This is a genomic window from Photorhabdus akhurstii, from assembly GCF_019090985.1.
In the GTDB taxonomy this organism is placed as follows: Bacteria; Pseudomonadota; Gammaproteobacteria; order Enterobacterales; family Enterobacteriaceae; genus Photorhabdus; species Photorhabdus akhurstii.
Genome location: NZ_CP020335.1, coordinates 3,541,979 through 3,556,984, shown reverse-complemented (window position 1 = coordinate 3,556,984; position 15,006 = coordinate 3,541,979). Strand labels below are relative to the sequence as shown.

General features: G+C 41.9%; 13 protein-coding genes. 9 read left to right on the top strand and 4 right to left on the bottom strand.

What is annotated here, in order from left to right; genetic code table 11:
• Positions 1-3: 3 nt before the first annotated feature.
• Positions 4-1,461 (top strand): NADH-quinone oxidoreductase subunit NuoN, encoded by a 1,458-nt coding sequence (nuoN, locus tag B0X70_RS15585; RefSeq protein ID WP_036811909.1) that lies wholly within the window; start codon positions 4-6, stop codon positions 1,459-1,461.
• A 1,058-nt stretch (positions 1,462-2,519) separates the two neighbouring features.
• Here nuoN and B0X70_RS15580 read toward each other — a convergent pair.
• From B0X70_RS15580 to B0X70_RS15565, 4 genes are all read right to left on the bottom strand, one after another.
• Positions 2,520-2,747, bottom strand: a complete 228-nt coding sequence (locus tag B0X70_RS15580; protein ID WP_217469759.1) for a hypothetical protein — start codon at positions 2,745-2,747, stop codon at positions 2,520-2,522.
• Between the two features lie 23 nt (positions 2,748-2,770).
• Positions 2,771-3,301: a hypothetical protein gene (locus tag B0X70_RS15575; RefSeq protein WP_065389806.1), complete on the bottom strand. Its 531-nt coding sequence runs from the start codon at positions 3,299-3,301 to the stop codon at positions 2,771-2,773.
• Between the two features lie 318 nt (positions 3,302-3,619).
• Positions 3,620-4,681, bottom strand: a complete 1,062-nt coding sequence (locus B0X70_RS15570) for an alpha-xenorhabdolysin family binary toxin subunit B (protein WP_217469758.1) — start codon at positions 4,679-4,681, stop codon at positions 3,620-3,622.
• Positions 4,682-4,728: 47 nt separating this feature from the next.
• Positions 4,729-5,955 carry an alpha-xenorhabdolysin family binary toxin subunit A gene (locus B0X70_RS15565; RefSeq protein ID WP_217469757.1) on the bottom strand — a complete coding sequence of 409 codons (1,227 nt, stop codon included), beginning with the start codon at positions 5,953-5,955 and terminating at the stop codon, positions 4,729-4,731.
• A 1,016-nt stretch (positions 5,956-6,971) separates the two neighbouring features.
• Here B0X70_RS15565 and menF point away from each other — a divergent pair.
• The 8 genes from menF (at position 6,972) to B0X70_RS15525 (ending at position 14,940) form a co-directional block, all read left to right on the top strand.
• Complete coding sequence (gene menF, locus B0X70_RS15560) at positions 6,972-8,291, top strand: isochorismate synthase MenF (protein ID WP_217469756.1); 1,320 nt, start codon at positions 6,972-6,974, stop codon at positions 8,289-8,291.
• A gap of 113 nt (positions 8,292-8,404) precedes the next feature.
• A complete protein-coding gene (gene menD, locus B0X70_RS15555; RefSeq protein WP_036811897.1) occupies positions 8,405-10,099 on the top strand; it encodes a 2-succinyl-5-enolpyruvyl-6-hydroxy-3-cyclohexene-1-carboxylic-acid synthase in 1,695 nt (564 codons plus the stop codon).
• Positions 10,093-10,866: a 2-succinyl-6-hydroxy-2,4-cyclohexadiene-1-carboxylate synthase gene (menH, locus tag B0X70_RS15550; protein WP_418889071.1), complete on the top strand. Its 774-nt coding sequence runs from the start codon at positions 10,093-10,095 to the stop codon at positions 10,864-10,866. Before menD ends, menH begins: the two co-directional genes overlap by 7 nt.
• An 11-nt stretch (positions 10,867-10,877) precedes the next feature.
• The gene (gene menB, locus B0X70_RS15545; protein ID WP_036811894.1) at positions 10,878-11,735 is read left to right on the top strand and encodes a 1,4-dihydroxy-2-naphthoyl-CoA synthase; all 858 of its coding nucleotides are present in this window, start codon (positions 10,878-10,880) and stop codon (positions 11,733-11,735) included.
• The gene (gene menC / locus B0X70_RS15540) at positions 11,735-12,706 is read left to right on the top strand and encodes an o-succinylbenzoate synthase (RefSeq protein ID WP_036811891.1); all 972 of its coding nucleotides are present in this window, start codon (positions 11,735-11,737) and stop codon (positions 12,704-12,706) included. Before menB ends, menC begins: the two co-directional genes overlap by 1 nt.
• On the top strand, positions 12,694-14,094 hold the full coding sequence (menE, locus tag B0X70_RS15535) for an o-succinylbenzoate--CoA ligase (RefSeq protein ID WP_036811888.1): 1,401 nt from the start codon (positions 12,694-12,696) through the stop codon (positions 14,092-14,094). The genes menC and menE overlap by 13 nt, the downstream gene beginning before the upstream one ends.
• Positions 14,095-14,147: 53 nt before the next feature.
• Positions 14,148-14,489 carry a DUF4258 domain-containing protein gene (locus tag B0X70_RS15530; protein ID WP_036812032.1) on the top strand — a complete coding sequence of 114 codons (342 nt, stop codon included), beginning with the start codon at positions 14,148-14,150 and terminating at the stop codon, positions 14,487-14,489.
• Between the two features lie 10 nt (positions 14,490-14,499).
• Positions 14,500-14,940: a helix-turn-helix domain-containing protein gene (locus B0X70_RS15525; RefSeq protein ID WP_036811885.1), complete on the top strand. Its 441-nt coding sequence runs from the start codon at positions 14,500-14,502 to the stop codon at positions 14,938-14,940.
• The last annotated feature ends 66 nt before the right edge of the window (positions 14,941-15,006 follow it).

Genomic DNA, 15,006 nt, shown 5'->3' with positions numbered 1-15,006 from the left:
GCCATGACAATAACTCCTCAACAACTGATCGCGCTGTTACCGCTGTTGATCGTCGGATTGACGGTAGTGGTTGTGATGCTGTCCATTGCGTGGCGACGCGATCACTTTATTAACACTACTCTGACCGTGGTAGGTTTGAATCTAGCTTTGCTGTCTCTCTATTTTGTCGGACAGCAAGAAGCGATGGATGTCACCCCACTGGTTCATGTGGATCGCTATGCTATGCTCTATATTGGCCTCGTGCTGGTTGCGAGCTTGGCAACGACGACTTTCGCCTATTCTTGGTTAGAAAACTATCCAGATAACAAAGAAGAGTTCTATTTGCTGGTGCTAATTGCGACAGTAGGCGGGATTCTTCTGGCTTGTGCAAACCACCTGGCATCATTGTTTATCGGTATTGAGTTATTAACTTTGCCGCTGTTTGGTTTGATTGGTTATGCATATCGCCAGAAACGCTCTCTGGAAGCGGCTATCAAGTATATGCTGCTGTCTGCGGCAGCCTCTTCTTTCATGCTATTTGGTATAGCGTTGTTATATGCGGAATCAGGCGATCTCTCTTTTGCCGCATTGGGGCATCGTTTGTCTGACAGCTATATCTATCAACCTTTGATACTGTCAGGCTTGGGTATGCTGGTTGTTGGCCTTGGCTTCAAATTATCACTGGTTCCTTTCCATCTCTGGACACCGGATGTTTATCAGGGAGCGCCGGCTCCGGTCTCTACCTTCCTGGCAACAGCCAGTAAGATAGCGATTTTTGCAGTAGTGGTGCGCTTGTTTGTTGAAGCGCCAATGGCGGATAGCGAAGCATTGCGCACGGTATTAACCGTTATTGCCATTGCTTCTATGCTGTTCGGTAACTTGATGGCGTTGACCCAGACAAATATCAAACGTCTGCTTGGTTACTCTTCTATTGCTCACCTGGGTTATTTGTTGGTGGCGCTGGTGGCGGTACAGAATCACCAGCTTTCAGAAGAGACGGTCGGTATCTATCTGGCAGGTTATTTGTTTAGCAGTATCGGCGCATTTGGCGTTGTTAGCCTCATGTCCAGCCCATATAAAGGGCCGGATGCAGATTCCCTCTACTCATATCGTGGCCTGTTTTGGCATAAACCTATTCTGTCTGCGGTGATGACGGTGATGATGTTGTCGCTGGCGGGGATACCAATGACATTTGGTTTTATTGGTAAATTCTATGTCATTGTGTTGGGTGTGAAAGCGGAACTGTGGTGGCTGACGGGGGCTGTGGTGGTAGGTAGTGCTATCGGTTTGTATTACTACCTGCGGGTGATGGTCAGTTTGTATCTGCCTGCGCCAAAGGCCCTTAACCGCGATACACCAAGGAACTGGGCATCGACTGCCGGCGGGATCGTTGTTCTGGTTTCCGCATTATTGGTATTAGCGCTAGGTATCTGGCCTCAACCGCTGATTGATGTGATACAGCAAGCGAAAATTATTCTCTAAATAGCCAGTCAGTTGTTACGGATTATTTGGAATATAAAAACCCGGTAAGATTATTCTTACCGGGTCAGTTTTGAAAAGACTTGGGCTATAAAAATAAAATATTTTATTTATTAAAATAGTCTCGTCATATGATTTTAGGTTTTCTCTTAAAGCTATGTCTATTTAAATGATGTTTAAATAAATCAGTAAATTCATTTAATAATATTTTATGTTCTTATTTGCCTTTTTTACGGGGTATAAATGAGATTTCAAAATGGTTATACATCTTATGTCACTTATAATCAGGTGGCAATTACACAGAATAATGTACAGACTCTTAACCTCTGGTTTTAATCGTTGTTCTTACTGTTCTTACTGCCTGATTTCTATTAAGTTTAATCATCATGGTATATTGTGTTTTACGTTTAATCAACGTTAATCATACTTGCTTTTTATCTTTGTTGATGCTGTTTCATTGGCAATTTTGAACAGTTTTTATAAGTTATCACTCTTTCTTTTATTTTTATAAATCAACCAATAAATAGCTTGATGGTATAAAGATTCCCCTTTATGTTTTTTCGGATAATATTCTTTTTTCGCTGATTTCTTTTCAATTTGCTATTAATAGTTAATGGGATTGGATTAAGTTTGATTAACGTGTTTTTAAAAATATGCACTTATAGTTAAATAAGATTCCAAAATAGCGCTACATCTTATACTACTCATAATTCTATGTATAACAATGGGTTGAAGAAACTCATGTGTAGCAGAATTATGAAACGTTATTTAAATCCGTCTTTTATATGAGATCTTTAATATTTTTGTTTTTGTGATTTTAAATGGTCATGTCAGGTTAGGTAAATGTAAAATAAGTGGGGGATAACATTGCCGATAAACGAATTAAATATGGATGTAAATAGGCTGTTAAAGGGGAATGCAGGTGAAAAGATAAAATGAATATGGTTAAAAAGGTGATATCGAGTAAAGCGATTTTCATTCCGAGAGTTTTCTTATTTTTCAATTAAAAATTCATTTAATGAGTGGTTTTTATTGAGCTATTTTGAGCCTGTAATTTAAATTTACCCATTTTCATTAAATCGATACTCTGATTTTCTCGTTTTTCCTTTTTCTTGTATTTTATTTTTAGGCTTAAAACCAAAGAGGGTAAGAAATATATTAATGGCATTAAAATTAAAGTCCATTTCTTTAATTATCGCATCCAATCTGACTTCTTCAAGAATATATTCAGGATAACATCTTTCACAGTAAACAACGTATTTAGCAATGCACCTTTGGCACATATCCAAAGGCGCATCCTTAACAGTTCGTGTTAGTTGTAGTTTACCCAGCAGTCATAGGATGAAATGTACGGCGGCTGATACAACCCGCCCGTGATATTTCCGACTTTCATTTGCAGGGTAATCCTACAGTCTGCTGGAACATTAGCTCCTGCGGCATTGATTGTGGCTGAGTCGCTGGCTACATCCGGAAATGCTTCCCATGCAGCAGAATTATCCGGGGTGGTGATGAAAAGACGCAGCGTGATTTGATTTTGCCAGCCAGCCCAATTGATTCGGTCATAAGTACACTGAATGGTGTTCACAATTCCTGAAGGCGTCGGTCCGTTCAAGGGAGCTAAGGTTGTACCAGAAATATACTTTCCGCCTTGAGTTGGTTTAGGGCCTAAACCAGAGCGATACCAACGTGGTCCGGTCTGTTGCGTGAGACTGTCCTCGGCTTCAATTTGCTGTTGTAGCAACTCCAGCAGAGATGGGTCTTCTTTGGTTAGGTCTACTTGGGTCAACGAAACAGTTTGTTCCTCTTTCAACAACATATTAGAGGACAGAATTAGCTTGCTCATTTACATTCTCCTAATTTATATCGAAAAAATGGTGACGAGCATTAAAACATCACTCGATCATGCAATACAATCGATCATGTGACACAATCGATAATGCAGGACTGATGCTTATTAGAAGGGTAGATTTGTGAAAATCTTTCAGTTTTCGCGTAATGATATTATGCTCCCAATCTAGCAGACGTGCGGCCTTGCTTATGTCTTTGGGGATGTTTTTAAATGGGTTGGTCAATAACCTGACCCGGTAAGGTTTATTCCTACCGGGTTGTTTTTATCTCCTATTTTTTATCTCCTATATAAGAGAAAGAGTCTTCTTAGTGCTTAGCTCAGTAGCATCGAGTTATATTGCAATGCTAAATCATCAAGGAAATCCAACTGTTTGTGTATGATCTTGGTTAGATCTTGTTGGTCGATTTTACCATCTATGGTGTTCTGTAATTGTTTGGCAAATATATTCCATGCTTGTTCTAATTTAGCTGCTTGAAGTAGTAATGTGGTTCTCTCCTTGTCGATTTGGTGCACATCCTCTATACCGGCAATCCGTTGTTCTACTCCTTTTAATTGGATTTTCAGGTCGTCGCAATCTTTGTTTATCTGATTGATTCGTTCATCCAATTTGGCTCTGGCATCAGCCAATTCTATATATTTCAATCCTTTGGAAATATTACCCAGAATCTTTTTAGCAATTTCAACTCCTTGCTTAATTGCCTGTTTGATCAGTTCTTTTTTAGGATTGGCTAAATCCAGTTTATCCAGATCGCTGATATTGGGAATATAGTCTTTGAACATGTCAGCCAAATTGTATTGACGGATAACGTCCTGGCTTTCGATGATTTTGTTGCGATCTACAACTAATTTGGCTTTATTTTTCTCTTGCTGAGCAATATCAGCCTGAATTTCTGCTTTTCGTTCTTGTTCCTCTTTCAGACTACTTTCCAGGCGTTCTAAGATCACGACATTGCTTACATCGGCAATCCTACTTGCCATTAGGTTCGCTTCTTTGCGTAAGCTGCGAATAACACCTTTGACATCTTTTTTTAGATTGCGGATATGTTCTGAGCGTGCTTCCAAAAGAGTATTTCGAGTTTCATCATCTAATTCGGGATCTTCCAGTTCTGTATCGATTTCAGTGAGGGTCAGGAAGTAGTCTTGAGGGGGTAGTTGTCTCAGGACAGTTTGCAATTGAGGCACAGAGGCACGAGCTGCTTCGTCGAGGTCACGGCTGTATAAGCTTATCCGTAGTGTTTTTTCCTGAATGATTTCAATGCCTGACTTTTGCTGGTGTGACAGCCGCCAGATATTTTTCACTGCTTGACTCAAGGTTTTTACGTTAATTTCTGGGTAAACAACAGTCTGCTGTGGAAAAGTGATGATCTCACTCATTCTAATACTCCTTTTTTCTATTTCTTATGTCATACGAGAGGAAACAATTAGTTGTAGCGATTTTTGTATTCTTTCAACGCCTCATCGAAAACTCTGACTAATTGTTTAGCGGAGCCTTCTACCTCTTTCCAAGGGCTTATCACTTGCTGGAATTTAGTGATGAAAGAGGTCAGTTTTAGTGCGTCGTTAATCTGAGAGAATTTATCCCTAGAGGCATTGATTTGAGTTAGCATGGATTGCCACATGTAATCCAAATGGTTCAATGCCACTTCTGCATCCAGCAAACGGGTATCAATGTCGCTAAAATCAAGAGATAAAGTGGTAATGGATTTTTGTAGGGCGCGCTTACCCTTAATGTTATCTTCCAGGCTGCGTACTTCTGCGATCAGCTCATTTTTTAGTTTACGTACTTCTTCTGCCTTAGAACCAAAAATACCGCCAGTAATTGCGAGACCTATAATCCCTCCGGCAATACCAGAAAAAGCAAGGCCAACGAATTTATTGTAATCTTGCTTGAGTTGGTCGATTTCCGCTTTCTTTTCGATAATTTTTTCGTCCAAATCTCCGATACTGACTGACATTTTATTGTCTTTCATCAGCTTTCTTTTACTTTCAACTTGTGGTTGCAACCCCATAGCAATACTGCCGTTTGACAGCCTGCCACCAATCAGTTTTAGTTTGAAATCGGATACTTCGTTTTTGACTTTTTCAGTTTTTTGCCGCTGTTTCTCAATATCGCTCTTCATGGTGTCGAGGATTTCTACCAGAGCATACGATACTTCTCTATCTTCGTAGGTATAGGTGATCTCGGAAAGTTGTCTTCTTGAGATATCTCCCAATCTTCTCTTGATGCGTTCAATAATTGGCATCTCATTGATGATACTGAGTATATTCTCTCCGGTTTCGGTAATTTGTTGACCAATAACTTCCAGGTCAATGCTCTGTTGTAGAACATCTTTTTCTACTTCACTCCAGCTAAGAGAATGGATGCGGATTTCTTCAAACAAGGTGTGAATATCCTCTGGTTCCAGTCCAGCGATATTGACTCTTTGGTAGCCGAGATAGCTCTTCACTTCCTCAAGATTAAAAGGTAGTGATAGGCCCTTCTTGACATACAGTTTGATATTAATCAGGTCTTCTTTGGTAAATATTCCTCCGGGGCGGGCAACACCTTCTTGTTTACCAGTCAGTAATTGCAAGGTAGCCGAGGGAATATCTGTTTCGTTCAGTGTTTTTTCCGCTGGAAGTTGAGCTAATAACATATATTTCTCCATTAATGGTTCTTGCTTTATTGAAAAATTATTAGATACATCAAGGCACAACCGAAAGTCATAATACTCATGTTGTTAAATTAATGTTGTATTTTTTATTGAATAATCCGAATTAAAAATACACATATTTTCGGGATTGATTGTTGAAAAAATAGTTTTATTTATGAGTTTTATTAAATAATTTTTTGTCGTTTTTATTAATCTTAAATGAAATTGTTTATGATTTTTGTATATCTAATGTATGGAATTAAATAATATGAATTTTTATTATTTTAGTCATGAAATGTGAAAACAATCTTTTGTTTTTCTTGTTTATATGATTTTAAATTTCATTTTTTAATTGATGTTAATGTAAAAAACATAAAAAATTTTAATGTTGTTTTATAAAAGTCATTTTAAAACAATTAGTTGTGTTGGTTTGTGATGTGGGGGTTATGTGATTTTCACATTATTAATTTAAAAAGTGGGTAATATAGTCTTTTTATAAAGAATGAGTTAAATATTTTTTGATTTGTCATTTATGGCATGTTTAAAAAAAATGGGGTCGTAACCTATTTTTCTGATGTTATTGAATAAAGTCTTTTGTTATTTTTAGATCTATATTTCAATTAAATTGTTAATTATTCACACAATAGGTTAGAATTAACAAATAAGGTGGATGTTTTTATAATTCTATTTGGCTATTGTGAAAATAATATATGTTTTTTTATAGCGAGATTTTTTTAGAAAAATAAATATTTATTTCTTGGTTTATAATAACGCTATTTATTTAGTAAATTTTCCGTAGTAAGTAAAAGAGTCGTTTTTTTATAAATTGCATCGAAAGAATTGATCATACTAATGAACTTAATATGCCTTATTTAAAGGACAAAACATCTGATGTAGCTTGTTTCAGTATGGGATAATGGCATATTGCTAACGGAATCGAACGAGCATAACTACATAAATAATCAGGACTTTAATTATTATTAATGCCCCGTATAATCTTACTTTTTATCACGTCTTTTGGGGCAGAAGTGATGAATCAAATTGCTAATGTTGTCGCTAATGTATGCAACATACTGAATAATAAACAAATTAGTGAAGTTGGTATCCAACAGATTTCATTTCCTCTGCCAGCCGGTTGCAGCGCTTACTGGCTGGAATGGCTGGCAGCGCAGTCTCATTATCCGCAGTTCTATTGGCATCACAGAGAGGGCCATGAAGAGGTCGCTGCTTGTGGGCAAATCTATCTTTTCAGTGATATTGTTTCAGCCGAAAATTTTTTGCACAGAAACCGTCAATTTCCACAGATACGGATCTGGGGGCTGAATGCCTGGGATCGGATTCAACCCGCTCGTATTACGCGATCCGAAGCAGGGGACGCGGGTTATCTGTTTTTACCCCGTATCGAATTACGTCGCTACCGTGACGAAAGCTGGTTGTATTTGAATATAGCTGGCCGACAGGATGTGAGAAATGCACAGGAATTCCTGCAACAGTTAGTTCCGCACCGGGAATTCTCCGCGTTACAGGCAGTGGTAGTGAATGCGGAGAATATACCGGAACGCGCCCGGTGGTGTGACTTGATTGAGCTGGCTTTGGAGACTATCACCCATCGTAAGATGGAGAAGGTTGTGATGGCGCGTAAGACGCAGTTAATACTGAGTGAGCCTTTAGCGGCTGCCCAATTTATGGCAGCGAGCCGCCAGATAAATCACCGTTGTTATCATTTTATGTTGGCGTTTAATCGGCATGAGGCATTTTTGGCGTCTTCGCCAGAACGGCTTTACTACCGTAAGCAGACTCAACTTTATACAGAGGCGCTAGCGGGGACGGTTGCCAATTCTGATAATACTCAGCACGCCGAAAAATTGGGGCAATGGTTGCTGGAAGATAAAAAAAATCAACATGAAAACTTGCTCGTTGTTGATGATATTTGCCAGCGTCTTCAAGGTGCTGTGGTTTCTGTCGATGTGGCTCCGCCAGATGTGATTCGTTTGCGAAAAGTCCAGCATTTACGGCGTCGGATTCAGGGAAAGTTAGAGAGTGATCGTGATAGTGATTGCTTGCATCGTTTACAACCAACGGCGGCTGTTGCTGGATTACCTCGTGAAGCGGCGCGTGATTTTATTGGTGATAGCGAACCATTCAGTCGTGATTGGTATGCGGGTTCCGCAGGATATCTTTCCTGTGAACAGAGTGAGTTTGCGGTTTCCCTGCGTTGCGCAGAAATTAACAACAATTTACTTTCTCTATATGCCGGTGCCGGGATTGTGATGGGTTCTGATCCACAACAGGAGTGGATAGAGATAGAGAATAAAGCTGCCGGGCTGCGCACTTTACTGAAAGGTGAATAGTTGAATGAAAATAATCTCCGATTAAGTGGCAATTCATTGAACTAGGATAAAGAAATAATTATTTGTGCCGTTAGGCTAATAGTCAGCTTTTATAGAAATTCTCTGAGTAAACTATGTCAAACAGCGCATTTAACCGCCGCTGGGCGGAACTTTTATTGGAAGCACTTACTCGTCATGGATTACGTCATGTTTGCATTGCACCCGGTTCACGTTCCACGCCTTTGACAATAGCTGCCGCGTCAAATAACAAACTGATTTGTCATACTCATTTTGACGAACGTGGATTAGGGCACTTGGCTCTGGGGTTATCCAAGGCAAGCAGAGAGCCGGTTGCCGTTATCGTGACTTCTGGAACCGCGGTGGCAAATCTCTATCCTTCATTAATTGAAGCCAGTTTAACGGGTGAACGCGTGGTTTTCCTTACGGCTGATCGGCCGCCAGAATTGATGGATTGTGGCGCGAATCAGGCTATCCGTCAGAATGGTATTTTTGCTTCTTATCCATGCCAAACAATCTCTTTGCCAAGGCCGACTGTAGATATACCGGCAAGTTGGCTGGTTTCTGTCATAGATCATGGTATGGCGAATTTGCGGCACGGGGCTTTGCATATTAATTGCCCATTTGCTGAGCCGTTATATGGTAATGAAGAGCCTGCTTATGGTGAGTGGCAGCAGCAGTTAGGCGAGTGGTGGAAGAGCAACGAACCTTGGTTAAGCCAGCCAGTGGCTAATGTTGTGGCGGAAGTACCGGATTGGCACTGTTGGCAACAGAAAAAAGGCATTGTATTGGCTGGTCGAATGAGTGCCGAAGAGGGAGTTAATGTTGCTAAATGGGCAAAGGCATTGGGTTGGCCGCTGATTGGCAATGTGCTTTCACAAACTGGGCAGCCATTGCCTTGTGCCGATTTATGGCTGGATAATCCTCATGTGCAGGAGATTTTAGCGCAAGCGCAACTGGTCGTGCAGTTTGGTTCCAGCTTGATAGGGAAACGCTTGTTACAGTGGCAGGCGAAATGCCAGCCGCAGGAGTTTTGGATTATTGATCCAATACCAGGCCGGCTTGATCCTGCCAATCATCGTGGCAAAAAATTAACCTGTCATATTGCTGACTGGTTACTGGCTCATCCCGCGCAGTCGCGTATACCGTGGGCGCAATTGCATACATCGTGGGCAGAAGAGCTTATTGTCTGGTCAGAAAAAGCCGTTAACTGCGTCAGAATAGAGTTGGCAGGGAAATTCGGTGAAGCAACTGTGGCCTATCGATTGCGTGAATTACTGCCTGAACGAGGGCAGTTGTTTGTCGGTAACAGCCTGATTATTCGTTTGATAGATGCGCTGGGGCAATTACCGGCTGGGTATCCGGTTTACAGTAACCGGGGCGCTAGCGGCATTGATGGATTAATTTCCACTGCGGCGGGTGTGCAACGGGCAACAGCAAAGCCCACTTTGGCTATTATCGGTGATTTATCGGCGCTTTATGATCTCAATAGCTTGGCACTGTTGCGTCATCCTTCCTCACCCATTGTGTTAATCGTGGTAAATAATAACGGCGGACAGATTTTCTCTTTACTACCAACCCCGGAAGAAGCAAGGCAACGTTTTTACTGTATGCCTCAGCAGGTTGATTTTGATCATGCTGCGGCGATGTTCGGCTTGAAATATGCCAGCCCACAAAGTTGGATAGAGTTGCAACAAAGTATTGAACAGGCATGGCAACAAAATGAAACCACGCTGATTGAGCTGAAAGTGCCGGAGAGAGAAGGGGCTGAATGTTTGCAACAACTGTTAAAACAGGTGTCAATATTGTGAGTCTGGCTTGTCGCAAGTTCAATAGTCACAATGATCGCCCTTGGTTGGTGTGGTTGCATGGATTATTAGGCTGTAGTGATGAATGGTTGCCGTTAGTGAATCTGTGCGCTCAGCATCCCTCATTGGTCATCGATCTGCCCGGTCACGGTGATTCTACTGACGTGCGGGTAAAAGATCTTATGGATATGAGTTGTCTTTTATCTGAAACATTGGCAGAACAGCAAATTAGCAAATATTGGCTGATGGGCTACTCATTAGGAGGCCGTATTGCTATGTATCATGCCTGTTATGGTGATATGCGGGGATTATGTGGGTTACTGATCGAAGGAGGAAATCCTGGATTGTTTTCCCAACAGGAGCGCAATAATCGTTTCGAACACGATAGAAATTGGGCCGGACGTTTTCGTTCTCAGCCGATTGAACAGGTTTTATCTGATTGGTATCAGCAGCCGGTTTTTTCTGATCTATTACCTGAACAGCGTCAGCAACTGATCAAAATACGCCGTCATAATAATGGCGATGGTGTGGCTAATATGCTGGAAAATACCTCACTTGGACATCAACCTTGGTTAGTACCTGTACTGCAACAATTGAGGTTGCCTTTTGTTTATCTGTGTGGCGAAAATGATAAGAAATTCCAGCAATTGGCAAAACATTGCGCCTTACCGCTGCAAACCATTCCACATGTTGGGCATAATGCTCACCGAGCGAACGCGGTGGCGTTTGCTGCGGTAGTAAACCATTTTTTATCACTCTTTAATGTATAAGGAATACGAATATGATTTACCCGAGCGAAGAAGAACTTTATGCCCCAATTCTATGGCAGGACTATTCCGAAGGGTTTGAAGATATTTTTTATCACAAATCCACCGATGGTATGGCTAAAATCACCATTAATCGCCCGCAAGTACGTAACGCATTCCGGCCATTGACGGTTAAAGAGATGATGTTGGCGTTGGATGATGCCCGTTATGATGACAATATCGGTGTGATAATCCTGACGGGTAGAGGTGAAAAAGCTTTTTGTGCTGGTGGTGATCAAAAAGTCCGTGGCGATCATGGTGGTTATAAAGATGACAACGGCATGCATCACCTGAATGTCTTGGATTTCCAGCGCCAGATTCGCACTTGTCCAAAACCCGTCGTTGCTATGGTTGCTGGATATGCGATTGGTGGTGGTCATGTACTGCATTTGGTGTGTGATCTGACTATTGCTGCTGATAACGCTATTTTCGGTCAGACCGGGCCTAAAGTGGGTTCTTTTGACGGCGGTTGGGGAGCATCTTACATGGCACGGATTGTTGGTCAGAAAAAGGCCCGCGAAATTTGGTTCTTGTGTCGTCAATATGATGCTAAACAAGCGTTGGAGATGGGGTTGATTAACACCGTTGTGCCTTATGCGGATCTGGAAAAAGAGACCGTTCGCTGGTGTCGTGAAATGCTGAAAAATAGCCCAATGGCCTTGCGTTGCTTAAAAGCGGCTCTAAATGCGGATTGTGATGGTCAGTCTGGATTACAGGAGCTGGCAGGTAATGCCACCATGCTTTTCTATATGACAGAAGAGGGGCAGGAAGGGCGTAATGCATTCGTTGAGAAACGCCATCCTGATTTCAGTAAATTTAAACGTAACCCATAATGCGTACTGCAACTTTATACCGGTTCAGATTGCCAATGGAGGCAGGCGTTATCCTGCGATATCAGCGGCTTAAAACTCGTGATGGTTTTTTGATTCACTTACAGGAAAATGGTCAACAGGGATGGGGTGAAATTGCACCACTACCGGAATTCAGCAAAGAAACTGTTGAACAGGCCGGTGAAGCCGCGGTGGCATGGCTGAAACGGTGGCGCCTTGGCGCTGAACCTGATGAAAGTGAATTACCTTCTGTCGCATTTGGGATTAGCTGCGCATTAGCTGAATTGCAGGGTAAATTACCGCAAGATGCTGACTATCGGAAAGCGCCTCTGTGTAATGGCGATCCTGATGAACTGATTGTTCGTATCAGTAACATGAGTGGGCAAAAAGTCGCCAAAGTGAAAATTGGGCTATATGAAGCTGTACGTGATGGCATGGTCGTTAACGTTTTGCTGGAAGCGATACCGGATTTGTCTTTGCGGCTGGATGCTAACCGTAGTTGGAGCCGTGCTAAAGCGGACAGTTTCGCTAAGTATGTCAATCCTGATTACCGCCACCGAATTGCCTTTTTGGAAGAGCCTTGTCAAACCCCGGAACAATCGCTCTCTTTTGCCCGTGATACAGGGATCGCCATTGCATGGGATGAAAGCGTTCGTGATGAAGGTTTTGAGGTAGAGGCACAAGCAGGGGTGACTGCTATTGTGATTAAACCCACTCTGATAGGAAGCCTTTCCCGTTGCTGTCAGTTGATTTCAGCCGCGCACAATGCTGGATTAGAGGCGGTGATCAGCTCCAGTATTGAAACCAGCTTCGGTTTGACTCAGCTTGCCCGTATTGCTCATTGGCTGACGCCAGCGACTATTCCCGGACTGGATACGCTGGAATTGATTCAGTCTCAGTTGGTGCGCCGTTGGCCGGGTAGCACGATGCCAGTAACAGGATTGGACGAGTTAGAAATCGCATGGCGCAGTTAAATTCATTTACCCAGTGGCCGTGGCGCTACTGGGCGTCGTTTAGCCCTGAAAATATTGCTGTTAAGTTGCGTGATCGGTCCCTAACTTGGCATCAATTAGTTATCTCTTTGGATACCATAGCGGCCAATTTTCGCCAACAGGGGGTAGTTGAAGGTAGTGGCGTAATGCTGCGAGGAAAGAACAGCGAAGAGATGTTGTTTTGTTATCTTGCGGCTTTACAGTGTGGTGCTCGGGTATTGCCACTGAATCCTCAATTGCCTGAAATACTCTTGGCTCAATTACTACCGCATTTGAATATCGATTTCGTGGCTGATTTTTGTGATGACAGTTTGCCTGTGATGGATGCCATCTCCCTCGGTTGGCAAAGTGAACTACTGAACTCTGATGATAATTCAGTGGCATGGGATGCTATGCGCCCGGCCAGTATGATACTGACCTCTGGCTCTTCCGGGTTGCCTAAAGCGGCTGTTCACTCGATTCATGCTCATCTTGCCAGTGCGCAAGATGTACTTTCAGTAATCAATTTTCAGCAGCAAGATAGCTGGTTGCTTTCATTGCCATTGTTTCATGTATCTGGTCAGGGGATCATTTGGCGCTGGTTAATCAAAGGGGCTTCTTTAGTGCTCAGAAATACCAGTCTGTTAGATCATACTTTGGCAGATTGTACTCACGCATCATTGGTTCCAACTCAGCTTTGGCGGTTACTGGAGTCTTCACAAAATCAGACACTGAATTTAAAAGAAGTACTTTTGGGTGGATCAATGATCCCCATTGAATTGACTCAAAGGGCGGAGCAGCAAGGTATTCGTTGTTGGTGTAGTTATGGTTTGACCGAGCTGGCTTCAACAGTGTGCATTAAACGGGCTGATGATCTTCCCGGTGTCGGCAATCCCTTACCGGGCAAAGAAATTCGGCTGATAAATGAAGAAATTCAGATTCGTTCTGGCAGTCTTGCCAATGGATATTGGCTGGATGGTAAATTACAACCGTTAGCTGATCATGATGGTTGGTTTCGTACCCGTGATCGAGGAGTGATACAAAATGGTGAGTTGCAAATACTTGGCCGGATGGATAATCAATTTTTCAGTGGTGGAGAAGGGATTCAGCCGGAAGATATTGAACGGGTGATTAACACCCACCCGCAGGTCGCGCAAAACTTTATTGTTCCCGTCCCCGATTATGAATTTGGTTATCGCCCTGTCGCGGTGATAGACAGTAATTCATCTGAGGTCATTGATACATTACCTGAATGGTTGATTGGTAAACTGGCTTCTTTTCAGCGCCCGGTAGCTTACTATCTGCTACCTAAGCAGTTTAAAAATAACGGCATTAAAATTTCCCGCCAGCAAATTAAAAAATGGGTGATGGATTTACCCAGTTTTTCTTGAACTATGTCGCCAAAGCTATCATAATGATAGATATCTTTTTGATAGGAGATTTCATGGAAGAAAATGGATTGCCTATAATCAGAGAATTTCCTCTGAATTCTGTATCAGCAAAGAGAATTATCAGTGAGTTAGCTGAGAATCACACGGGGCGTATTAAATATACTCATCATGTTAAACAAAGAATGGTTGAGCGAGGAGTGACGACTCGGCAAATCATTAACGTATTAAAGAGCCGACATAATCATATAACAGAGCAACCACATCAAACGGCGAGTGGTGATTGGAAATTCAATCTTCAAGGCATTGCGGCGGGAGAATTGATCGAAGTCGTTATTGTTTTAAAAAGATGTGAGTATGACCCGTCTTGTTTTGTGATTACGGTAATAGTTAAATAAGGATAATATTATGTATCATTATGTTGAAAGTGGATTATCAAATATTTGGTTAGCGAATGGATTTCAACAGGAAATAACTGATGGTGAAGTTTATATCAGTATCGACAATCTTGATGAATTGCATCGTTTAATTGCTAAGGTATTAGTTTCACTGAAACGCCCACTGTCAGCAGAAGAAGTTCGTTTTTTACGTATTGAAATGAATATGTCGCAAAAGCTCTTGTCTAACTTGTTGGGCGTTGATATCCAGACAATTGCTCGTTGGGAAAAGGGGCAATCTGGTATTCCAAGGGTTGCCGATGTTGCTTTACGTTCTCTCTACACAGAATCAATTGATGAGCAAAGTTATATTGGTGACATGCTGAGAAAGTTGTCAGAAACCAGTATCCAGCAGCAAGCAGAAAAATTGGTTTTTGCTGAAAAAAATAATATGTGGCAAAAGCTGGCATGATGAAAATATTCAATTGAACACTTCGTACTGCCCATTATTTATCGTGTAATAATGGGCAGAGATGGT